The 22444-nt window shown below is 43.4% G+C and carries 20 protein-coding genes; 3 read left to right on the forward strand and 17 right to left on the reverse strand.

What is annotated here, in order from left to right:
- Positions 1 to 410: 410 nt before the first annotated feature.
- The 5 genes from abc-f to ACTW1R_RS14300 form a co-directional block, all read right to left on the reverse strand.
- The gene (abc-f, locus tag ACTW1R_RS14280) at positions 411 to 1904 is read right to left on the reverse strand and encodes a ribosomal protection-like ABC-F family protein (protein ID WP_167821422.1); all 1494 of its coding nucleotides are present in this window, start codon (positions 1902 to 1904) and stop codon (positions 411 to 413) included.
- A 495-nt stretch (positions 1905 to 2399) separates the two neighbouring features.
- Positions 2400 to 2828: a hypothetical protein gene (locus tag ACTW1R_RS14285; protein ID WP_005228008.1), complete on the reverse strand. Its 429-nt coding sequence runs from the start codon at positions 2826 to 2828 to the stop codon at positions 2400 to 2402.
- A gap of 171 nt (positions 2829 to 2999) precedes the next feature.
- Complete coding sequence (locus ACTW1R_RS14290) at positions 3000 to 5678, reverse strand: cation-translocating P-type ATPase (protein ID WP_005228006.1); 2679 nt, start codon at positions 5676 to 5678, stop codon at positions 3000 to 3002.
- Between the two features lie 262 nt (positions 5679 to 5940).
- Positions 5941 to 7947 carry a methionine--tRNA ligase gene (metG, locus tag ACTW1R_RS14295; protein ID WP_005228005.1) on the reverse strand — a complete coding sequence of 669 codons (2007 nt, stop codon included), beginning with the start codon at positions 7945 to 7947 and terminating at the stop codon, positions 5941 to 5943.
- A gap of 328 nt (positions 7948 to 8275) precedes the next feature.
- Positions 8276 to 8764 (reverse strand): immunoglobulin-like domain-containing protein, encoded by a 489-nt coding sequence (locus ACTW1R_RS14300; protein WP_218213302.1) that lies wholly within the window; start codon positions 8762 to 8764, stop codon positions 8276 to 8278.
- Between the two features lie 207 nt (positions 8765 to 8971).
- Between ACTW1R_RS14300 and ACTW1R_RS14305 the strand changes: the two genes are divergently transcribed.
- Both ACTW1R_RS14305 and ACTW1R_RS14310 read left to right on the forward strand, forming a co-directional pair.
- Entirely contained in the window at positions 8972 to 9247 is a 276-nt protein-coding gene (locus ACTW1R_RS14305) for a hypothetical protein (RefSeq protein ID WP_005228003.1), read from the forward strand.
- 50 nt (positions 9248 to 9297) lie between these two features.
- Positions 9298 to 10128, forward strand: coding sequence for an NUDIX domain-containing protein (locus tag ACTW1R_RS14310; protein ID WP_005228002.1), 831 nt, complete (start codon positions 9298 to 9300; stop codon positions 10126 to 10128).
- 145 nt (positions 10129 to 10273) lie between these two features.
- On the opposite strand, the gene ACTW1R_RS14315 is transcribed toward ACTW1R_RS14310, so the two are convergent.
- The 5 genes from ACTW1R_RS14315 to opp3b are packed head-to-tail and all read right to left on the reverse strand — an operon-like array spanning position 10274 to position 15292.
- Positions 10274 to 11272: an RNA-guided endonuclease TnpB family protein gene (locus ACTW1R_RS14315; protein ID WP_010749109.1), complete on the reverse strand. Its 999-nt coding sequence runs from the start codon at positions 11270 to 11272 to the stop codon at positions 10274 to 10276.
- 30 nt (positions 11273 to 11302) lie between these two features.
- The gene (locus tag ACTW1R_RS14320; protein ID WP_005227998.1) at positions 11303 to 12241 is read right to left on the reverse strand and encodes an ABC transporter ATP-binding protein; all 939 of its coding nucleotides are present in this window, start codon (positions 12239 to 12241) and stop codon (positions 11303 to 11305) included.
- 14 nt (positions 12242 to 12255) lie between these two features.
- Positions 12256 to 13308, reverse strand: coding sequence for an ABC transporter ATP-binding protein (locus ACTW1R_RS14325; protein WP_216593164.1), 1053 nt, complete (start codon positions 13306 to 13308; stop codon positions 12256 to 12258).
- Positions 13308 to 14351 carry an ABC transporter permease gene (locus tag ACTW1R_RS14330; RefSeq protein WP_005227994.1) on the reverse strand — a complete coding sequence of 348 codons (1044 nt, stop codon included), beginning with the start codon at positions 14349 to 14351 and terminating at the stop codon, positions 13308 to 13310. The genes ACTW1R_RS14325 and ACTW1R_RS14330 overlap by 1 nt, the downstream gene beginning before the upstream one ends.
- Positions 14351 to 15292, reverse strand: coding sequence for an oligopeptide ABC transporter permease (gene opp3b, locus ACTW1R_RS14335; protein ID WP_005227991.1), 942 nt, complete (start codon positions 15290 to 15292; stop codon positions 14351 to 14353). Before opp3b ends, ACTW1R_RS14330 begins: the two co-directional genes overlap by 1 nt.
- Positions 15293 to 15376: 84 nt before the next feature.
- On the opposite strand from opp3b, the gene ACTW1R_RS14340 reads away from it, so the two are divergent.
- Positions 15377 to 15712 (forward strand): DUF3899 domain-containing protein, encoded by a 336-nt coding sequence (locus ACTW1R_RS14340; RefSeq protein WP_005227990.1) that lies wholly within the window; start codon positions 15377 to 15379, stop codon positions 15710 to 15712.
- 100 nt (positions 15713 to 15812) lie between these two features.
- Here ACTW1R_RS14340 and ACTW1R_RS14345 read toward each other — a convergent pair whose 3' ends face one another.
- The 7 genes from ACTW1R_RS14345 to ACTW1R_RS14375 all read right to left on the reverse strand — a co-directional run bounded on the left by ACTW1R_RS14345 (position 15813) and on the right by ACTW1R_RS14375 (position 22438).
- Positions 15813 to 17474 carry a peptide ABC transporter substrate-binding protein gene (locus ACTW1R_RS14345; protein ID WP_167821421.1) on the reverse strand — a complete coding sequence of 554 codons (1662 nt, stop codon included), beginning with the start codon at positions 17472 to 17474 and terminating at the stop codon, positions 15813 to 15815.
- Positions 17475 to 17915: 441 nt separating this feature from the next.
- Positions 17916 to 18563 carry a pyroglutamyl-peptidase I gene (gene pcp, locus ACTW1R_RS14350; RefSeq protein WP_167821420.1) on the reverse strand — a complete coding sequence of 216 codons (648 nt, stop codon included), beginning with the start codon at positions 18561 to 18563 and terminating at the stop codon, positions 17916 to 17918.
- A gap of 30 nt (positions 18564 to 18593) precedes the next feature.
- A complete protein-coding gene (locus ACTW1R_RS14355; RefSeq protein ID WP_123834489.1) occupies positions 18594 to 19514 on the reverse strand; it encodes a DUF979 domain-containing protein in 921 nt (306 codons plus the stop codon).
- A complete protein-coding gene (locus ACTW1R_RS14360) occupies positions 19515 to 20198 on the reverse strand; it encodes a DUF969 domain-containing protein (protein ID WP_010749105.1) in 684 nt (227 codons plus the stop codon). It lies immediately after the preceding gene.
- Positions 20199 to 20393: 195 nt separating this feature from the next.
- Positions 20394 to 21461, reverse strand: a complete 1068-nt coding sequence (gene rlmN, locus ACTW1R_RS14365) for a dual-specificity RNA methyltransferase RlmN (RefSeq protein WP_015510422.1) — start codon at positions 21459 to 21461, stop codon at positions 20394 to 20396.
- A 300-nt stretch (positions 21462 to 21761) separates the two neighbouring features.
- A complete protein-coding gene (locus ACTW1R_RS14370; protein WP_005227970.1) occupies positions 21762 to 22058 on the reverse strand; it encodes a hypothetical protein in 297 nt (98 codons plus the stop codon).
- A gap of 8 nt (positions 22059 to 22066) precedes the next feature.
- Positions 22067 to 22438, reverse strand: a complete 372-nt coding sequence (locus ACTW1R_RS14375) for a type II toxin-antitoxin system PemK/MazF family toxin (protein WP_005227961.1) — start codon at positions 22436 to 22438, stop codon at positions 22067 to 22069.
- Positions 22439 to 22444: the final 6 nt, after the last annotated feature.

Here is a 22444-nt window from a genome sequence, read left to right on the forward strand (position 1 = left end):
AACGAACTCTTGATGTTTCGGTCAAACGCTCAAAGAAATTCGATTTTAATCATAACAAACGAATGTTTTTATTCGATACCATTATTGTAAATGTTTTGTAAAAATCATTGGGAATTATGAAAGAATTTTTAATTAATTTACCTTTTAATGAGAAAACAATGAGCCAAACAACGCAGTTTCTAGCCAGTAAACACGAACATTTTAACGTTTTTAGAAAATTTTCAAGAAAAACGGGTAAAAATTATCAATCCTTTAGTATCCATTGATGTTAACACTATTTTTACGCGACTTTTTGTCCAAAAGCACCTTTAGTAATTGTTTACTAAGACCATCAGTATTTCTTCTTTTAAAATAACAAAAAAGGATGATTATTTAAAAAACAATCATCCTTTTTCATTCTATCCTTCGCCTCAGTCACCCGTCAGCGTCAGCAATTTCGTTGAAACTTGCTCAAGAAAATAACGGTCGTGTTCAATGATTAGCATAGAAGGCTCCACCAAATGGATCACTTCCTCTAATTGCTTCTGATTGAAGACGTCCAAATAATTTAGCGGTTCATCCCAGATAAACAATTCTGCTGGTGTCGCTAATGATTTGGCTAGTTCCACGCGTTTACGCTGCCCCATGCTCATTTGCTGGATCGGCGTTTGAAAGACAGCTCTTTCCAAGCCAAGCTTTTTTAAGTTATTTAGCAGATCTTGATAATTCAAGCCATGCTCTTGGGCAAATTCTGTCAGCATCCCACAGTTGTCCTCGTAGTTTTGTCGGACATAACTGATGGTGATTCCATGGGCTGTTTTGATCGTCCCTGTCTGCTGTCCATCGAAAGTACCTAAAATACTCGCAATCAAACTGGACTTGCCAGATCCGTTGGCCCCTTGAATCCCCAAGCGCTCTTTTTGACGGATCGCAAACGTCAGCGGTTTAAACAAAGGCTTCTCATAGCCGAGCTGAAAATGCTCTGCTTCCAGCAACACATCATGATGGCTAACAAGCGGAGTCATTTTCAGAGGATCAATCCACTCAATGTCTTTTAACAACGCAGACTTGTCTTGAATTTGATCTTCCATCCGTTTAACGATCGCTTTCGAGCGCTTCATGGTCCGTGCCGCTCGGGCACCGATCGCCCCCGTATCATAGATTGCCCCGCTGCCTTTTTTGGTCGGCGACCCTAATTTGTCCCGTTCGCGTCCTCGGGACCACTCCGCTTTCTCGGCTGCCGTCTGCTTCAAACGACCGATTTCTTTTTTCAACTTGCTGTTTTGTTCTTGCTCATACGCATCTTTTTGCTGCTTTTGCAGCTCATAGACTGAATAATTCCCTTTGTACAACACCAAGCGGCTTTTTTCGATCGCCAATACATGATCGACGACTTCATCGACAAACTGTCGATCATGGCTCACAACAATAAACCCGTTTTTTTGCTGCAAATAGCGGGCAACATGTTCGCGAGCAGTCACATCCAAATGGTTGGTTGGTTCATCGATCAAAGGAAAATTCTCTTCATCAACGAACAACCGCGCCAACAGGACTTTCGTTTGCTCTCCGCCAGATAAAGTGGCAAAGGGCCGCCAAAGAACTTCTGGATCAAGCTGCAGCAGGTTCAATTCCCGTTCCAAACGCCACTGCTCAAATTCGCCAGATTCCTGTAAAACAAAAAGCGTCAGTTGCTTATCGTCAGCGACAGGTAAGGGAAAATAAACGAATTGCTGCTCATGGGTGATCGAGCCGCTATAAGGCAATTCATTGAGCAGCAGACGCAGCAAGGTCGTTTTGCCGCGACCATTTCTGCCAATCAACCCTAATTTCCATTGTGTATCAAGGTTCAAGTTGGCATCCTCAAAAAGCAACCGTTCTTGGCTGTCAAAGCCAAAAGTTAAATGATTAATACTGATATTCGACATAAATATACCTCGTCTCTATTCACGGAATAGAGTAGACCTAAAGCTATTTTCAGAATCAGTTTTTAGAGGTACACAAAAAGATCCCCCATCGAAAAAGTCAACCAATCCTGAAAATCTGCAGACTATCCCCTTGGAGGAACAGTTTCATGCAGCTTTCAACAAATTGGTTAATTTTTCAATGGAGGATCCCTCATTTCGTTTAATAGTGCCCTAAGTATAGCATTGATCGGCAAAAAAGCGCAAGTTCAGTACCCCCTGCTGCTTTTCCTTTATATTTTCTTCACAAACTAAACCCGTTATCGCTGGAAACGTTTCATTAAAAAACACTTGAAACACAAAAAAACCATCAGGTTGGTTAGTCCTGATGGCAAAAGGAGTAAAATGAAAAATAAAAAGGTTGTTGGTTGTGAATTCATTATACCTCCGATAAAAAAACTTTACATGTGAAAAACATAACAGTTAAATTAAATAACTCTTGTTTAACTTGAATGTTTATCATTTTTTTAACAATAAAGCCGTCATCCGTTGAATGGCAAAAGAAATTTCGTCGGTTGCTTCATCTTGCTTGGCTTCTGCCGCATCAAAGGCTTCTTGGTCGATTTTGTTATCGAGACTCAAAATCATCTCATCACAGCCAGCAACATATTTCATATACGCCCGTTCGAATTTTTTATGGATCCCCATCACATTCGCTGGGGGACGCAATTTGCTGATTTTTTCCAGCATCAAGCGGTATTTGTCCGTGCCTTCTTTAAAAATTCTGGTAATCTCAGCTAGCCGCTCAGGTGTTACCTCGGCTTCTTTCTTCTCGTCGATCGCTTTGCGGATCTCTTCATAATTGGGATTCATTTTCTCCCCGATCGCTTCTGTTTCTTTGACAAGATCGTTGATTGTTTGTACATAAAAACCTAAGTTTGGTCGCACAGTGGGTCCCCTACTTTCTTTGTTATTATCTCCTATTTTACCGTTTCTTACTGCAAATGAAAAGGTCAAGTAACAGCCGCAGGGTTTATCGAAAATAAGCCAGCAAAAAATGGCCTGCTGCCCAGGGAGAAGGACAGCAGACCATTGATTGTTTTTCCGTTTATTTTTGGCTTATTTGCGTCCCATTGCTCGTTGGATCGCTTTGACGATCTCAACGACTGGAATGATCGCAAAGGAGGCGCCTAAAACGATGCCCCATTGATACAAGTCAAGGTGTGCAACACGGAAGATATCATTTAATCCTGGCACGATGAAGATCACCAGCATCAACGCAAAGGACAATAGGATCGCCCAGTTGAAGGCTTTGTTTCTAAATGCCCCTACTTTAAAGAGCGACTGATGGATCGATTTGACGTTGAAGGCATGGAACAACTGCATCAATCCTAACGTGGCAAAGGCCATCGTTAAGGCATCGGCATGGATCGCATCGTACGTATTGTGAACGGGCCATTGGATCGCTGACCAATAAACGAACAGCACGGTTGCCGCTTCTAAGATCCCTTGGTAGATGATACTGCTCATCACACCACCAGAGAAGAAGTTGGAACTGCGTCCCCGCGGTGCATGTTTCATTAGATCTTTTTCAGCAGGCTCCATTCCTAAAGCAATTGCTGGGAATGTATCCGTTACTAGGTTGATCCAAAGCAAGTGGATCGGCAATAGCGAGTCCCAACCCCACAAGGTTGCTAAGAACAAGGTCAAAACTTCCCCTAGGTTAGCGGCTAGCAAGTATTGAATCGCTTTTTGAATATTGGAGAAGACTTTTCGTCCTTCTTCCACTGCTACGACGATCGTAGCAAAGTTGTCATCTGCTAGGACCATATCGGAAGCACCTTTAGAAACTTCGGTACCTGTGATCCCCATGCCGACACCAATATCGGCTTGCTTCAGTGATGGTGCATCGTTGACCCCGTCACCAGTCATGGCAACGACTTTGCCTTCTTGTTGCCAAGCTTTGACGATGCGAACTTTATGTTCAGGTGATACCCGTGCATAGACTGAGTAGTTCGCTACCTTTTGGGCAAACTCTTCTTCGCTCATTTTATTGAGTTCAGCGCCAGTCAAGACGGCATCATCATCGCCCGGTTTGATGATCCCTAAACGTCCCGCAATGGCTTCAGCTGTATCGCGGTGGTCTCCGGTGATCATGATTGGACGAATCCCAGCTTCTTTGGCTAAACGTACCGCATCGGCTGCTTCTGCCCGTTCTGGGTCGATCATTCCGACTAAGCCAGCAAAGACCAAATCATTTTCGACGATTTCTGATTCTAAGTTTTCTGGTACTTGGTCTACATATTTGTAGGCCATCCCCAATACCCGCAGTGCTTGTTTTGCCATATCGGTATTGTTGAATAAGATTTTTTCTTTTTCTTCATTGGTCATCGGCAGCTCTTGGCCGTCCAATAGTACTTTTGAGGTTCTGCCTAGCAAGACATCTGGTGCGCCTTTGACAGCAACTAAATAGCGGCCGTCTTCTTGTTGGTGGATCGTACTCATAAGTTTTCGGTCAGAATCAAATGGCAGATCTGCTACCCGTGGTTCTTGATTGACAAGATCTCGCACATGGAATCCTTGATCCATCCCGAATTGCACCAATGCGGTCTCAGTCGGATCACCGATCAAGTTGCCTTCTTCACCAAATTTTGTATCATTGGCAAAGTTCATGACTTTTAATGCCATGTTGTCTAACGGAATATCTTCTGAAGCAGCATGTTGCTTGTCATTGACATACAATTTTTCCACGGTCATTTGATTCAACGTCAACGTACCAGTTTTATCAGAAGCGATAATATCGGTTGCCCCAAGGGTTTCAACCGCTGGCAATTTACGGATCACTGCATTTCGTTTCGCCATTACTTGCGTACCTAAGGCTAAGATGATCGTTACGATCGCTGGCAGCCCTTCTGGGATCGCCGCTACTGCTAATGAGATCGAAGTCAATAGCATGTCGACCCATGACGTATTGTTAAAGATCGTTCCAACAAAGAACATGATCACTGCAATGATAATGATGGCGATCGTCAGGAATTTTCCTAGTTCATTTAAGTTACGCTTCAATGGTGTTTCGGTTTCTTGGGCGCTAGCCAGCATGCCAGCGATTTTCCCAACTTCAGTTCCCATCCCTGTATTGACCACGACCCCTTTGCCGCGGCCATAGGTCACATTACTGTTTGAATATGCCATATTGACGCGATCGCCGATACCGACATCCGTCCCTTCGATGACGGTCAATTCTTTTTCGACTGGTACGGACTCACCGGTCAAAGCAGCTTCTTCAATTTTTAAAGAACTTGCTTCTAAAAGGCGTAAATCTGCCGGTACGACATCGCCAGCTTCTAATAGGACAATATCCCCCGGCACCAATTCATCGCTCTTGATGGTGACGGTATGACCATTACGCAACACATTGGCATTTGGTGTAGACATTTCTCTTAGTGCTTCGATCGCCTGCTCCGCCTTCGCCTCTTGAACGACACCCATGATCGCGTTGATAATGACAACTGCTAAAATAATAATTGAGTCCACGACTTCATGGGAAACGACTGCTGAGATAATCGCCGCCGCTAGCAAAACAATGATCATTAAATCTTTGAATTGTTCAAAGAATTTTTGTACCATCGATTTCTTTTTGCCTTCTTCTAATTCGTTGGGACCGTACTCAGATAAGCGTTTTTGTGCTTCATCGTTCGTTAATCCATTGGCATCTGTTTGCATTTCTTCCAGAACATGCTGCGCTTCTTGCGCATAAAACGCCTGCGATAGCTGTTCCTTTTTGTTTTCTTCTGACATGTTTCTCCTCCTTTTATATTTACTCTTCCTTTATTGTACATGATATGAAAAAAAATAGACTTATGTATGCACTGTCTAAGCATACATAAGTCTCACTGTTTAAGACAGCACCAGAAATTTCTTTCAGGATGGTGATACTGCCGCAGATAAAATCCGCCAATTACTCCCTCATGTTCATGTCAATAACCTACATTATACAAAAACTTTTCAGGTCTGGCAATTTTAATTTTGCTGAAACTAGCAGAAGGATTTCTCCTAAGAATCAGGCGATGATCGAACCGTTTGGCATGCCTTTTGGTGCTTCCACGATTTGCAGACGACCGTCATTGTCTTCTGCTGAAAGGATCATTCCTTGGCTGACTTGTCCCCGCATTTTCCGCGGTTTCAAGTTAGCAACGATCACGACTTTTTTACCGATCAAATCTTGCGGTTCTGGATAAAATTCAGCGATCCCCGATAAAATTTGACGATCTTGATCATCTCCCGCAGCTAAGCGGAATTGCAGCAACTTGTCGGCGCCTTTGACTTTTTGACAGTCAACGACTTCTGCCACTTTTAATTCGATCTTGTCGAAGTCTTCGTATTTGATCTCGGCTTTTTCGGATTGCAATGTGGTTTCTTCTGGATTCCATTTGACTGTTTCTTCTGGACTTTGCGTCCCTTCAGCCATTTTCTTTTGGATGTAGGCTACTTCTGTTTCAAGTTCCAAACGAGGGAAAATCGGTGTGCCTTTGGCAACGACTTTCGTACCGCTTGGAAATTCACCAAAGCGTAAATCTTTCAGATCCATGGCAACAGAAGCCAATCCTAATTGTTGGAAAATATTGGCTGGTGTTTCTGTCATCACCGGTTGCAATAAGATCGCAACGATGCGTAAGCTTTCCGCTAAATGAACCATTACACTGTTTAATTCAGCACGCTTTTCTTCTTCTTTGGCTAATACCCATGGTTGAGTTTCGTCAATGTATTTGTTGGCACGGGAGATCAATGTCCAAACTTCTGACAATGCCGTACTGAATTCCATTTTATCCATGGCTTCATGGTAACGACCAACCACATTGGCCGCAGTCGTTGACAGCTCGCTATCAAAAGGCGTCACTTTTGAGGCATAATCTGGGACTAAGCCATCACAATATTTATTGATCATAGCGATCGTCCGATTCAACAGGTTGCCTAAGTCATTGGCTAGATCGTAGTTCAAACGAGAAACGAAATCTTCTGGTGTAAATACACCATCGCTACCAAAAGGAACCGCCCGTAAGAGGTAATAACGCAACGCATCTAAGCTGTAGCGCTCCACTAACATTTCTGGATAAACGACATTGCCTTTAGATTTCGACATCTTGCCGTCTTTCATCATCAACCAGCCATGGCCAAAGATTTTTTTCGGTAATGGCAAGTCTAATGCCATCAGCATGATTGGCCAATAGATTGTATGGAAACGCACGATTTCTTTCCCAACCATATGCACATCAGCTGGCCAGTATTTTTGGAACAAGGAATCGTCGTCTGAGCCATAGCCCAATGCCGTAATATAGTTGGATAACGCATCGATCCACACATACACCACGTGTTCAGGGCTAGCAGTGACTGGGATGCCCCATTTAAAGGTCGTTCTGGAAACAGCCAGGTCTTCTAACCCTGGTTTGATGAAATTATTCAGCATTTCATTTTTACGTGATTCTGGTTGAATGAACTCTGGGTGCTCATCATAGTATTCAACCAAACGATCGGCATATTTGCTCATGCGGAAGAAATAAGAAGATTCCTTCACCAATTCTACCTCATGACCGCTTGGCGCTTTACCGCCGATGACTTTGCCCTCTTCATCTCGGTAAACTTCTGCTAATTGCGTTTCAGTAAAGTATTCTTCATCAGAAACGGAATACCACCCTTCATATTCACCAAGATAGATATCTCCTTGATCAAGCAATTGCTGGAAGATTTTTTGAACGGCTTTTTTATGGTAATCATCCGTTGTGCGGATAAATTTATCGTAACTGATGTCTAGTGTGTTCCATAGTTTCTTGACGTCAGCTGCCATTTTGTCGACGTATTCTTGCGGATCTACGCCAAGTTCTTCTGCTTTTTTCTCGATTTTTTGACCGTGCTCATCGACACCCGTCAAATAAAAGACATCAAAGCCCATCAATCGTTTGTATCGTGCTACCGCATCACAAGCGATCGTCGTGTAAGAATTCCCGATATGCAGCTTGCCGCTTGGATAATAAATTGGCGTCGTAATATAGAATGTTTCTTTTTCAGCCATGGACGCAAGTCCTCCTTTTCACTAGTAAAGTGTATACTTAGGTAGTATACAGTTCGCAACCCAAAAATGCTATAATTTTAATCAAAAAAGCGGATAACCTAAGACCTTTTTCCATGGTCTACAAGGAACAAAGGAATCGCTTTGGTCCTTAATACGCAGCAAATAAACCAGCAGATTTGAGCATTTCTTTTCTACTAGTTATCATAGCGCAGATAGCCGTTCACTTCAATGTTCTAGGGGAAGAATCTTGCTTAGATACAAAGGGTGCTAGTGAGGGAGTTGCTTCTTTTTTCTGATCGTTTTGTGTCTTCCAAGCGGCAACTAGCGCTTATTCGATCATAAATTCTATCATCAGCGTTTGTGGTCCCTCTTCTTCAATGGTCACTTCTTTGATCAAGCGATAGGTTCCTTTCGACAAGGTGCCAAAATACTCCGACCAATTGATTAATAAAGTTGTTTGACTGTGGGCAGAGGCATAAAGACCGATGTCTTGAAAAACCACGTCTTCTTTAAAAAGGAGTTCCCGCCATTCATCCCCCTCGAAAACATCCACTGCAAAATAGTTGTCGTAGATCACCCTCTGATCGGAATGATTGTACAGTTTGAAGCGTCCGGATGTTGCTGTGCTGGTTTCCACTTCCAGACGAAGGGTTGCTTGTTGAGGGAATGGGGGCCCCATAAACGTATCGGCAGGGATTCGATTGACACTTTGCCCAACCATCAAATCCGTCGGCTGCTCTTGCAGCTGACGGAAACGGGTACAGCCACTAATGATCAACAACAGCAATAGAAAAACGAGAAACTTGATTGTCTTCACCTCTTTGTCCCCCCTCTCGAAAGAATTCTCTGCGGCTCACCTTCTTTCCTCTAGTATACCTATTTCGTGCCTTTTCAGCAGCATTTCTAGTCATTTATTGCTTTTTTTGAGAAAAAGGATCTGAAAAAGCTTCTTGCAGACGGTCTTTGATTAACAGGTGCTTCTTTTGCTATAATGAGGAAGACTTCACTTATAGAAAGGAACGCTATGACTCGAAAAAACAAACAGCATTTTTTGCTTTTAACTGTGCTTTCTGTGGGACACTTGCTTTTTTCAACCACAAGTTACCCCTTTTTGTTTGCGTACTTCAATAGCCATGATTATGCTGCGCTCTTTGCAACAGCGATGGCAGTCCTCCGTGTGCTTTTTTTGCTCTGGATCGCTCTTTGGGGCTATTCAGCACTCAAAGAACACCCGCCGTCTTCTTGGCTTTATCTCGCATTATTTTTCCTTAATTTGATCGTTCCTTATTTTTTCCGTTAAGGAAAACCGTCGCGTTCAGCTACTTACTTTATCTAAGGCAGGAGAAACCAATGAAAGAATTTACCTCAAAATCAGCTGAAAAACACTACTATGAAAAAGAAGCGTCAGAAGCAGAGTTTCTTACATGGTATCAGGCGCAAGATCAGCCGAAATACGAGAAACCTTCCGTAACCGTCGATATGGTTTTGATGTGTTACAACAAAGAAGAAGAACAATTAAAAATTGCGCTGATCCAAAGAAAAGGCCACCCTTTCCGTAATTCTTGGGCATTGCCGGGAGGCTTCGTCAATCCCAATGAATCGACGGGGCAAAGTGTGATCCGTGAGACGCAAGAAGAGATCGGGGTCACCATCTCCAAGCAAAACATCGAACAGCTGCATACCTTCAGCACCCCAGATCGCGATCCTCGCGGTTGGGTGATCACCGTCAGCTATTTGGCTTTTATCGGTGAAGAACCCTTAAGTGCCGGCGACGATGCGAACCAAGTACGCTGGTTCTCTTTAGAAAGAAAAGCCAATCAAATTTATTTGACCAGCGGCGAGATCGAGATCATTCTTGACCTAGTGACTGGCGCCTCTGTTGGAAAAGATACGTTGGCTTTTGACCACAGCGCGATCATCCTCAAAGCTTTCAAACGGGTTGCCAACAAGATGGAACACGAGCCACAAGTGCTGCTCGTGTTAGGCAAAGACTTTACGATCACGGAAGCCCGTAAAGTATTCGCCAAGTTTTTAGGGATCGATTTTAAAATGATCGATCATTCCAACTTCAAAAAATCCATGCTCCAATATTTTACGGAAGTTGGCGAAAAGCCTGTCGGCATCGGGCGTCCCTCAAAGATCTATCGCTTAAATGACGCATTTTTAGGTGACAAAATGTAAAAAAATACAACCCCCTGTCAGACCGTAGTTTGGCAGGGGGTTGCTGGTTAATCATAATTAGTGAACGTGGTTCCTAGAAACAAAAATCAGAAAGATTTTTTCTATACCCTAGGCGATCCCTGGCGTTCCTTCCAGTTCAAGCGGCTCAGCTGCTCATTTCGCCTGAGAGCCGTTCTAGCTTCTGTTGGTCCTGCGTATCCAACGTGACAAAACGCAGTTCTTTGCCGTACCACTGCGCTTTGTACTGGATTTTGCGAACGAATTGATGCCAATCACTGATGCTGTAATGACCAGCTTTTAAAACCGTATCTTCTGCGATTTGTTCCAAATAGATCGTATCGTACTGTTTTACGAGATGGTAGCTGACTTGATCGATGAATTCCCGCTTTTGACAGCAGTGAAAACGATAAAGGCGAGCGACCTTTCCTTTTAGCTTCTGATAATTTCGCGCCTGGGTCAAAAGGATTTTCTTCCGTTTGACCGCCGTCGCTTTCACCTGAAGTTTGCGTTCTGCTCGCGTCAGCTTTTGCTTCGTTTGGATGGCATGCTCACAGGTGATGGGTATCGGCTGGTTGGCTTTGACCAACTGCTGCGGATCATAAACAACAGCGACAGAGGCTTGCTGCTTCGGCAATGGCGGGATCTCTTCCAAACAAAGGATCGAGATGTAAAACTCTTCGTTGTTTTTTGCTGAGATCGTTGCCGATTTGATCTTCCCTTTGATCGCCCGATGCTTTTTTACGGGAACCAATGTTTTAAGCTTTGGCAGCTTGATTTGATCGTCTTCAAAATAAATGGTGTGCTGCTGATTATTGGTGGTATACGATTGCCAGATACTTTTTTTGGTTTTCATTTTTGGAAAGCCAGCCCGCTTTTGAAAGTAATTTCGAAACGCTCGGTCCAGATTCCGTTGTGCATTCGCCAATGCCAAACTATCGGTCTCCTTCAAAAAAGGATACTCCTTTTTTAGTTTGGCTGGCGTCAACCCTTGCTTTGCTTCATTGTTGGCCAGCTCCTCCATCTTTGCCTCCAGCAGTTGATTGTACGTAAAACGTACACAGCCGAAGGTTTCGATGAAAAACTGTTTTTGCTGTCCATTAGGATAGATCCGAAATTTGTATGCTTTTAAAACACCCAGTTTCATCTCCTCCTAACACTCCCTATACCTTTGACGCTAGTTCCCCTTTTTTTGTGCTAACTTTTCTTGATAGATCTTGGCTTCTTTTTTCGTGGCATAAACGAAATGTCCTGGTGCGATCTCTTCCATTGCTCGTTCTTGGTTATCGTTTGGTTCGCTGACGTATTTGATCCGTTTGCGTTGACGCTCATGGTCAGGATCTGGCAGCGGAATCGCTGATAAAAGACTTTCAGTATACGGATGGACCCCGTAATGATAGATTTCATCGCTGGTGCCTACTTCTAGCAGTTTGCCGTTGTGCATCACGCCGATCCGATCGCTGATGTGTTTGACCATCGATAAATCATGGGCGATAAACAAGTACGTCAATTTATGTTCTTCTTGCAGATCTTGCAGCAAGTTGACGACTTGGGCTTGGATCGAAACATCCAATGCCGAGATTGGTTCATCACAGATGATGAATTTTGGATCGACGGCTAACGCGCGGGCGATCCCGATCCGCTGACGTTGTCCACCTGAAAATTCATGAGGATAACGGGTCCCGTGACTTGGGTTTAGTCCGACGGTTCGCAAAAGTTCATCCACCCGATCATTGCGTTCTTTTTCATTTTTGGCTAGTCCGTTGATATCGATCCCTTCGGCAATAATGTCCCGAACTTTCATCCGTGGATTCAAGGAAGCATAAGGATCTTGGAAGACCATTTGAACTTCCCTGCGAAAATCAGCCAGTGGTTTCTTGCCTTTGATTTTCATAACATCTTGTCCATCAAAAAGAACTTCGCCTCCGGTAGGGTTATTCAAACGAATCACCGTCCGTCCAGTCGTCGATTTTCCGCTTCCGGATTCACCGACTAGACCAAAGGTTTCTCCTTCATAGATTTGGAAGGAGATATCATCGACGGCTTTGACTTCGTCTTTGCGGCCAACGTTAAAATATTGTTTGAGATTCTTTACTTCAAGTAAAACTTTTTCCAACCGTTTCTCCTCCTTTAGACAGATGCCTGAGTATTTTTTTCTTGGAATTTTTTCCAGCGAATCAAGATCTCATCCGGCGGAGTCACTTTCGGTGCTTGCGGCGCTAATAGCCAAGTGGCCGCTTTGTGCGTCGGTGAGACGTCAAAGAATGGCGGTTGCTGTTCAGCATCGATCTGCAAGGCAAACTCGTTCCGTGGATAAAAAGCATCGCCTGTTGGCGGATCTAACAAATCTGGAGGTGAACCAGGAATCGCGTACAAGCGATCGCCTGTTCCTTCTAACGTCGGCATCGAACCTAACAAGCCCCAAGTGTATGGATGTTGCGGGTTGTAGAAGATCTCTTCTGCGGTCCCCACTTCGACGATTTTCCCACCGTACATCACGGCCACCCGATCCGCCACATTGGCAACGACCCCTAAGTCATGGGTAATGAAGACGATGGACGAATTGATTTTCTTCTGGATATCTTTTAATAACTCTAAGATTTGTGCTTGGATCGTTACATCCAATGCAGTCGTTGGTTCATCTGCAATCAAGATCTGCGGGTAACAGATCAACGCGATCGCAATGACGATCCGCTGCCGCTGACCACCAGAAAATTGATGCGGATAATTTTTCAAGCGTTTCTCAGCATTCGGGATGCCGACAAGGTTCAATAGTTCCAACGCTTGTCGCAAGCCTTCTTTTTTACTGATTTTGTTGTGCTTCATCAATGATTCTGCCACTTGCTTGCCAATCGGCATCGTTGGGTCCAATGAAGTCATTGGATCTTGGAAAATCATGGCGATTTCCTTGCCACGGATTTTTTGCAGTTCTTTTTCGGATTTTTTCAAAATGTCCGTCCCATTGAAGAGGATCTGGCCATTATCGACATTGGCATTGCTGGCTAACAACCCCATGATACTGCGGGTCGTCACGGACTTGCCGCTCCCAGATTCGCCCACGATCGCCAAGGTTTCTCCTTTGTATAGATCGAAACTGACATCGCGGATCGCTTGGACTTTCCCAGCAAAGGTGTCAAAAGAAATTTCTAAGTTTTTCACTTCTAAGACTTTTTTCATAGCAATCACTCTTTCATTTTCGGATCAAAGGCATCACGCAAACCGTCTGCCAGCAAGTTGAACCCAATCATAATCACAGACAAGGTCACAGCTGGTACCCACATTTGGTAAGGCAGGAACAAGAAGGTTTTGTAGCCATCGCTTAGTAACATCCCTAAAGATGCTGAAGGTGGTTTTAATCCTAGCCCAATAAAGCTTAGGAAGGCCTCGAAGAAAATCGCCGAGGGAATACTGAACATCATTTGTACGATGATCACGCTGGAAATATTCGGTAATACGTGTTTCATCGCAATCTTGAGGCGACTTTCCCCCAGCGTCGTTGCGGCTAAAACGAATTCTTGATCTTTTAGTTTCATCGTTTGGGCCCGTACGATCCGCGCCATTGGAATCCAGTTAGTGATCGCCATTGCTGCCACGATCGAGAAGATCCCAGGTTCAAAAACCACCAACATCAAGATCATTACCACCAAGTTGGGAATACCAGATAAGATTTCTAGAAAACGTTGCATCACATTATCGATCCGTCCACCTAAAAGACCAGAGATCAGGCCATAGGTTACACCAAAGATGATGTCAAGCATTGCCGCGATAAACGCGATCAACAAGGAAATACGTGTCCCTACGAATAGACGACTCAATAGGTCACGACCCAAGCCATCCGTTCCTAAAAGGAAATACGTCCCGTCAGGAACATTGGCAGCTGCATACTTATCTACTAGCTCGCCTCCCACCATCGCATAGCCGTTTAAGCCATTGATGTTGATACCAGGAATTTTCGGCGGCAGATTTGTAAAGGTTACATTTTGCGCGGTTGGATCATGCGGCGAGACAAAAATCGTAATGATTGAGATCGCGATAATGATCAGCAACAAAATGATTGAGAAAACAGCGGCTTTGTTCTTTTTCAGACGACGCCATGAATCTTGGAAAAACGTTAATGAAGGGGTTGCGATCGCTTCACGCTCTTCATTGGTATTTTTTTGTAACGGTTGAAATTTGGCTGCATCGATGGCAGCAACATCATTTGCTGTGTAAGGTTTCTCTGCCATTAGCCACGACTCCCTTCTGAAACTCGGATCCGCGGATCAACGATTCCATATAAAATATCAACAACAAGAATAACAAAGACCAACATCGCGGAATAAAGAATTGTTACCGCCATGATCGTTGGATAGTCATTGGTCATGATTGATTTTACGAACTGTTCACCGATACCTGGGATCGCAAAAATATTTTCTACGACAAGAGAACCCGTCATCAAACCGACAGCTAGCGGTCCTAACAGCGTCAATAACGGAATCAAACTATTCCGCAAACCATGCTTGAAGGCAATTTCCCAGCGGCTTAACCCTTTTGCTCGTGCCAACTCGACATAATCACTATGCAGCACTTCCACCATCTCGGTTCGAATAAACCTGGCGGAATCCGCTAATGGCGACATCGCCAAGGCGACGGTCGGTAGGATCGTGCTGGCAAAAGTCTCCCACTTAGCAATCGGTAAGATCCCTAGTTTGATGGCAAAAATGTATTGCAGCAACACGGCAAAGACAAAGTTAGGGATCGAACGTCCTAAGATCGCCACTAAGGTAGACGTTGTATCGATCCAAGTATTTTGTTTCATCGCAGAGATCGTTCCTAAAATGATCCCAAAGAACGTACCAAAGATGATCGCTTGTAGCCCTAGTTGCAGTGAAGGTCCGATTCTTCCTGATAATAAATTCGCTACTGGCTGGTTTTTAAATTGGAAAGAGATCCCAAAGTCACCTTTTAGTAAATTGGTCAAATAAAGCCAATATTGGGTAATGATCGGTTTGTCCAATCCTGCTTGCTCATTTAGCAAGGCAATTTGTTCTGGACTTAATTTTTCAGCATTCGTATATGGTGTTCCTGGCAAAAATTGCATCAAGAAAAAGGTGATCGTGGCAATCAGCCATAATGTTAAGACCATGTAGAACACTCGTTTCAATAAATATTTCAAAAAGCTGTTCACGCAGTTTCCCCCTTAAGTATTTTGACTTCTATTCAATAATTATGTAAATTAACATAGTACGAATCATTAAAAAGGAGTCAGATCATGAAAATAAAAAAAAGTAGTGGGCTCATACCCCTCCTATGCCTCGCAATTTCTGGCGGATGGTTAGCCATAAAAAATGAATTTTCCATAGCAGCTCTTTCAGATGCCCTTTTCTTGTGGGCGCTGTTCTTTTTGATCATTGGCGGTTTTTTATGGGTATTTGCTTCTGGTTTCTTTGACCATTTTCAATACTCCATGAAGAAAGCTTTTTCCAAAAATAAAACAGATTATCTGAAATTATCCCAAGTCGGCAAACAGAGCTACGCCTTTTGGTTATGGCCTGGTGTCTTCTTGTTATTCCTTTCATTGCTCTTTTTAATGATTGCTACTAGTTAATTTCATTCTTATAGTTTTACTCATTGAAATGAGAAGCAAAAGGCTGAGACAAGAAATTGTCCCAGCCTTTTCTTCGGCATTTCAAGTCAACTACTCGTGATTATTCGATTGATGTCCACTTGTAGTCGTATTGTGCGCCCGCTGCGTGAGCAACAACACCTTTGACTTTTGTTGCACGTAAGTGTGCTTCCGCTTTTTGATAAACTGGAATGACACCTTGTTCATTCATAATGATTTTTTCTGCATTGACTAGATCTTCCCAACGTTTGTCAGGGTCATTGGCATTGGTTGTACCCGCTGCTTCAACGGCTGCATCGTATTCTTCGTTGCTCCATTGTCCACGGTTGTATGAGTTGCCTGTCGTAAACAAGTCAGTAAAGCTACTTGCATCGGCATAGTCAGCACCCCAACCGCCCATTACTGTATCAAAATCACCAGCGTTTGAACGATCCAAACGAACAGAGAATGGTACTGGACTTAACGTGACTTTCACACCGTCCAATGTTTTTTCGATCGTATCTTGCAAGTACTCAATGATTTTCTTCGTTGAGTCTGTATCAGAAGCTAAGATATCAAATTCTAATGAATCGATCCCTAATTCTTCTTTGGCTTTTTCCCAATGTTCTTTGGCTTGCTCTTCATTGTATTCAATGACGCTGCCAGCTGCTTCCGTGAAGTCCGTATGATCGCCAGGGCTGAAGGTCATACCTTCTGGTACCAACCCAGTTGAAGCAATCGAACCATCCCCTAAGATCGATGTCACTAAGGCATCACGATCGATCGCATAAGAGATCGCTTTACGTAAGTTTTCGTTACGGAAAGGTGAATCTTCATCACGTTGGTTCAATTCTAGGTAAGAAGTCGTTGCTTCTGGTTGAGAAACGAAGGCTTCATCGTTAGCCATTTGTTGCGCTAATTCACCTGTTAGGATGACATCATCTGCTTGTCCATCTTGGAAAAGGTTCAAGGCAGTTGAGGATTCCTTCACGACGCTTACGTTGATCGTTTGTAATTTAACAGTATCTTTGTCCCAATATTGGTCGTTCTTTTCATAAGCCCATTCCGTATCCGTTCCTGGTCCATCAAACCCAGTCAAGACAAATGGTCCATTGTAAACGGCATTGTCACTGGTTGACGCATATTGATCGCCATTTTCTTCTACCACTTTTTGATTTTGTGGGAAGAAGGATGGGAATGCTAATAAGTAGTCAAAGTAAGGTGTTGCTTTTTCTAGGGTGATTTCTAATTCATAATCCCCCACTGCTTTGATGCCTAGCTCTGATGGATCCGTATCGCCTGCTGTGATGGCATCTGCGTTCTTAACTGGTGAAAATAGATACGCGTATTCTGATGCTGTTTCAGGTTTGACTGTCCGTTGCCAACCATAGACATAATCCGCTGCTGTAACAGGGTCACCATTTGACCATTTCGCATCTTCACGTAATTTGATCTTGTAAGTCAGTCCATCCTCGCTGACTTCAGCTGCTTCAGCTGCACCAGCAGGTTGTGGTGTACTGTCAGCATCCAAACGATACAGTCCTTCATATACATTGTTCAATGCACTGAAGCTGATCGTATCGGTTGCTAATGAGAGATCCGCACTTGGCATTTCTTGTGAAACCACTACGTTAAACACTTGTTCTGCACTGCTGTCACCGCTTGCTGCTGTGTCATTGCTTGAACTATTTGTTCCGCCCGTTGTACAACCGGCTAACGCCACGCCACACACAGCCACTAAACCATAGGCCCATTTATTCTTCATCCTGTCCTACCCCTTAATTGAATTAATTTTCAGAATAATCATGCGATTTCTGAAGTTAGATAAGATTTTAATTAATAATTATTAAAAAAGCAATCCTTTTTTCGATAAAAAACACCTCTGACAGAAAGTTTTCTTGGTATTTACTTACCTTACTCTCATCAAACATTCGTTAAATGCTATTTCTCCTTTCTTTATTTATAAGAAATAAAGCAAAAAAAATAATAAAAAAACATGGTTAAATGTAACTTACATTCATTTTCTGTCTTGCTTTTTCATTTGATCCGTCAAAATGAGAAATGTCTGATAGAAGGGTAAACATACAGAAATCGCCAATGATTTTTATCAGAACAGACCAAAAAAAGACCTGATTGCATGCTTGCTGATCAGGTCTTCTCGCCTTAAAGACATTTGTTTCATCCCCGAAAGGATGTCCTTCAATGATTAATGGATCGCGCCGCCAATTGCTTTTAGATCTTCTTTGTCGGCATAATCAACGATGGCTTCCACCGCTGCAGTCAATCCTTTGGCGATGTCTTCGATGCTCATTGCAGGCTGTCCTGCTTTATCGACGACTTGCTGAGGAATAAACGGCACGTGGATAAAACCGCCCTTCATTTCAGGGTATTTTGTATCAATCATGTATTGTACTTGATACATGATGTGGTTGCAGACGAAGGTTCCAGCAGTATTAGAAACGGCTGCCGGTATTCCTGCTTTTTTCATATTTTCTACCATTGCTTTGATCGGCAGTTGTGTGAAGTAGGCAGGCTTGCCTTCTGTTTGGATCACTTCATCGACGGGTTGATTGCCTTCATTATCAGGAATCCGGGCATCGTCCACATTGATCGCCACTCGTTCTGGTGAGATGGCAAACCGTCCACCCGCTTGGCCAATGTTTAAAACGACATCTGGGTGGATCTCTTCAATTTTCTCTGCGACGATCGCTGCTGATTTCCCAAATACAGTGGGGATCTCTGCTTTCACAATCTGTGCACCATGAATTGTATCTGGCAACAATTTCACTGCTTCTAAGGCAGGATTGATTGCTTCTCCGCCAAATGGATCAAATCCAGTAATTAATAGTTTCATTTCCATCATCCTTCCCTCTTTGTTTTACCACTAAAATGCCCAAAAGTACATTAAAGCGATGTGGATCACTAACAACAAGAATGCAATTGGGGCTTGTGCTTTAATGACGCCATTGGGGTCTTTCATCTCTAACAAGGCCACTGGCAATGCGTTGAAATTGGCTGCCATCGGAGTCAGCAATGTGCCACAAAAACCAGCGGTCATTGCCAACGCACCAGCAACGACTGGGTCGCCGCCTTGCGCCATCACAAAAGGTACACCGATGCCTGCAGTAATAACGGTAAATGCCGCAAAACCATTTCCCATGATCATAGTAAAGATCATCATTCCTAAACAGTAAGCCACGACACCGATAAAACGATTGCCTTCTGGCACGACACCAGAGATTCCTTGAGAAATCACATCACCGACACCAGCAGCGTTAAAAATGACACCTAGTGCTGCTAATAACTGCGGCAAGATACCGGCAGTTCCGACTTGACGAAGCATCCGATCGGAATCGTCCAGCACTGTTTTCGGTTTAGCGGAAGTCAACACGACTGCCAACAAGAGCGCTAAGATCGATGCGATCCCGATTCCAACTTGGCCTCCTAATGGTGTATAAGAAATCACCACAGCGATCAATGCTAAGCTGATACATGGCACGAAGATCGTACTACCGATCCGTTTAGCCGATGCTTCTGCTTTTTCATCATCCACGTCCACGATTTTACCAATCTGCACTTGTTTGAAGAAGGTCAAACAGCCCATCAAAACGATCAAAATCCCGTCCACAAGATACGGCAAGAAATTCCCGAAAGCAAAGACGATCCCTAGCAGTAACCAAAAAGCAGAGGTGCCTAATCGGGTGGGATGATCCGCTTCACGAAAAACCCGTACAGCCGTCATGATCGACAGCAATCCGATCAAGATATAAAAGAATTCCAGTAATCCGTTAACGATTCCTTCCATCTATTTGTCCTCCTTCTTGCCATATTTTTTTGCTAATTTACGATCAAAGAGCAAGTTCGACAATGTAGCAATGACTAAGACGATCAATGCGATCGGCAATGAGGCTTGCGCGATCGAACTAGCTGCCACATCGTAGCCAAGAGATTGCAATGTTCCTACGATCAATAGCACACCAGAAGCAGCCACAAAGGTATTTTGGGCAAAGAAATTCCCGAAGTTTTCGTTAGCGGCAGCCCGAGCTTTGATTTTTTCCTGATCTTTTTCATCCAGTTCCCCAAATTTGTTTTCCCCAGCAGCTTGCGCCATCGGGTTAACGATCGGGCGGATAAATTGTGTATGTCCTTGGATCCGAATAGAGAAAAAGCCAGCAAGTTCTCGAATAAACAAGTACAAGCTCAAGAACTTCCCTGGTGTTAAGCCTTTGATCTTTTCAATCAATATGACTGCCTGCTGCTTCAAGCCAAAACGTTCTGACAAGCCGACCATCGGTAGTGTCAGTAAGAACAGTGTAACGAGTCGATTATTGACAAACGCTTCTCCTAACATTGTTAAAAAATCAACAACAGAAATCCCCGACACAAGCGCGGTGACAAAACCAGCAACGATTACGACAGCAATAGTATCTAGCTTCAGCAAAAAGCCGACTAAAATAACTAGAATACCAATTAATTTAATCCATTCCATCAAATCATCCTTTCACGATAAGTTATTTTTAATGGATACCAGCTTTTAGTATAATCTATTTTTTTCTTGTAAAACAATGTTTTTTGAATTTTCTTTCGAGGAATACGCTTTCTTTAATGCGTTTTTTAATTACTTAGATAGTAAATAACAAAAAGAAGAACTGCGCTTGTGCAGTCCTTCTTTTGCTTTTTGCGTTTAAGAAGCGGAGGCTTCTTTTTTCATTTGTTTGCTTCGCAGCTGTCCGCAAGCTGCGTCGATATCTGTCCCGTGTTCTTTACGAATCACGCAATTGATACCGTTTTTCTTTAAAATGTCATAAAAGGCTAACACATCAGCTTTTTTACTTCGAGCGTATTGGTCATGCTCACTCACTGGGTTATATGGGATCAAGTTGACGTATGACAATTTCTTTTTATCCTTCAATAAAGCTGCCAACTGACGGGCATGTTCTGGCCGGTCATTGACATGATCCAGCATGATGTACTCAAATGTGATCCGACGATTTGTTTTTTCTAAATAATAGTCGACCGCTGCCATCAGCTTTTCAATCGGGAAACTCCGATTGATCCGCATCATGGAGGTTCTGACTTCGTTATTTGGGGCATGCAGCGAAATCGCTAGGTTCACTTGCAAGCCGTTCTCCGCAAACTCTCTAATTTTATGCGCTAAGCCGCTGGTTGACACAGTAATATGCCGCGCGCCGATCGCTAAGCCTTTCGGGTCATTGATGATCTGTAAGAAATGCATCACATTGTCATAGTTATCAAAGGGTTCGCCAATCCCCATGACCACCACGTGAGAGACTCGTTCCCCCTCATTGCGTTCATCAAAATAGTGTTGTACTAACATGATTTGAGCCACGATCTCGCCTGCCGTTAAGTCTCGTTGCTTCTTTAATAACCCACTGGCACAAAACGTACAGCCGATGTTGCAGCCGACTTGGGTCGTCACACAAACGGACATGCCATATTCTTGACGCATCAAGACCGTTTCAATCATGTGATTGTCTGGCAATTGGAATAAATACTTGACGGTTCCGTCACTGGCTTCTTGTACCACCATCTGTTTCAGGGGATTGATCACAAAGGCTGCCGACAGTTTCTCAATCAAAGGTTTCGGTAGATTGGTCATTTCTTCAAAGCTGGTTACTCGTTTTTCATAGAGCCACTCCCACACTTGGTTGGCACGGAATTTCTTTTCATTTTGTTCAGTTATCCACAAAGATAAATCTGATTTGGTAAGTCCATAAATCGATGGGTTCACTTTTTTCCCTCTTTTCAAACTAGTCGCTACATACTATAACTGAATTCTTTGTGAAAAGCAACCGTACATTGGCTGTTCTTCAAAGCATTCTAGCCCCACGCTTTTGTGGTATTCCTCTTTTTTGAAGATGCTCTTTCTTCCATTCATTGAATCTGTATCCATAGGAAACCTCTCACAAAGACCTGCATAAAAAAAACAAGCAGTGACAGAACCTGCTCCGATGTACGAAACAAAGCGGCTCTTTCCTGCTTGTTTTCATGAGGGGGCTGTTTCCTCGTGCGCATTACTTTCATTACATGATCACATTTCAAAAGAAAGCACTCTGCCTTCTTTGGCGGTCAACATGCCCCGTTGCGGCGGCTGCAGTTGCAAATAAAGTTGTAGCGACATTTCTAGTATCAGCTCTTTGTCTCCCTGCTGAAAAACGCCGTAATAATGTGTCTGTTCCCGCTTTTCTTCATATGTATGACTCACAAGATAATATCCTTGTTCCATGGTTTCGTTGCGCTTTTTTGTTTCTGAAAGAAAACGGCGAATATGTTTATACGTAAAGAAACTCAATAAAATGACAACTGCTATTAATACTACATACCCCATTGACAGATTTACACCTCGATCGTTGATGTGGCAAAGGTCGGCTCAACACCAATACTGATCATCAAGGCAGCATCGACTTCACACATCACTTTATCGTCTAAGTGACAAACCTTTTCTTTCAAACGGCTTTTGTCGATCGTGCGAATCTGTTCCATCAAAATGACGGAGTCTTTGCCAATCCCTGTGCAAGAAGCGGAAATCCCAATATGCGTTGGTAATTTCGGCTTCGCCATTTTTGCCGTGATCGCCGCAATGATCACAGTGGGACTGAAGTGATTCCCCAAGTCATTTTGAATGATCAAGACTGGACGTATCCCGCCTTGCTCCGATCCAACCACTGGTGAAAGATCGGCAAAATAAATATCTCCCCTTTTTACCATAGGACC

The sequence above is a fragment of the Enterococcus sp. R12 genome (assembly GCF_058135755.1).

Bases quoted from the DNA above. Each gene is read 5' to 3' on its own strand.
- ACTW1R_RS14345 (WP_167821421.1), bottom strand. From the start codon at position 17,474: ATGAAGAATAAATGGGCCTATGGTTTAGTGGCTGTGTGTGGCGTGGCG.
- ACTW1R_RS14305 (WP_005228003.1), top strand. From the start codon at position 8,972: ATGACTCGAAAAAACAAACAGCATTTTTTGCTTTTAACTGTGCTTTCT.
- ACTW1R_RS14355 (WP_123834489.1), bottom strand. From the start codon at position 19,514: ATGGAAGGAATCGTTAACGGATTACTGGAATTCTTTTATATCTTGATC.
- ACTW1R_RS14330 (WP_005227994.1), bottom strand. From the start codon at position 14,351: ATGGCAGAGAAACCTTACACAGCAAATGATGTTGCTGCCATCGATGCA.
- ACTW1R_RS14375 (WP_005227961.1), bottom strand. From the start codon at position 22,438: ATGGTAAAAAGGGGAGATATTTATTTTGCCGATCTTTCACCAGTGGTT.
- abc-f (WP_167821422.1), bottom strand. From the start codon at position 1,904: ATGTCGAATATCAGTATTAATCATTTAACTTTTGGCTTTGACAGCCAA.
- ACTW1R_RS14315 (WP_010749109.1), bottom strand. From the start codon at position 11,272: ATGAAACTGGGTGTTTTAAAAGCATACAAATTTCGGATCTATCCTAAT.
- ACTW1R_RS14290 (WP_005228006.1), bottom strand. From the start codon at position 5,678: ATGTCAGAAGAAAACAAAAAGGAACAGCTATCGCAGGCGTTTTATGCG.
- ACTW1R_RS14310 (WP_005228002.1), top strand. From the start codon at position 9,298: ATGAAAGAATTTACCTCAAAATCAGCTGAAAAACACTACTATGAAAAA.
- metG (WP_005228005.1), bottom strand. From the start codon at position 7,947: ATGGCTGAAAAAGAAACATTCTATATTACGACGCCAATTTATTATCCA.
- ACTW1R_RS14340 (WP_005227990.1), top strand. From the start codon at position 15,377: ATGAAAATAAAAAAAAGTAGTGGGCTCATACCCCTCCTATGCCTCGCA.
- ACTW1R_RS14370 (WP_005227970.1), bottom strand. From the start codon at position 22,058: ATGGGGTATGTAGTATTAATAGCAGTTGTCATTTTATTGAGTTTCTTT.
- ACTW1R_RS14360 (WP_010749105.1), bottom strand. From the start codon at position 20,198: ATGGAATGGATTAAATTAATTGGTATTCTAGTTATTTTAGTCGGCTTT.
- pcp (WP_167821420.1), bottom strand. From the start codon at position 18,563: ATGAAACTATTAATTACTGGATTTGATCCATTTGGCGGAGAAGCAATC.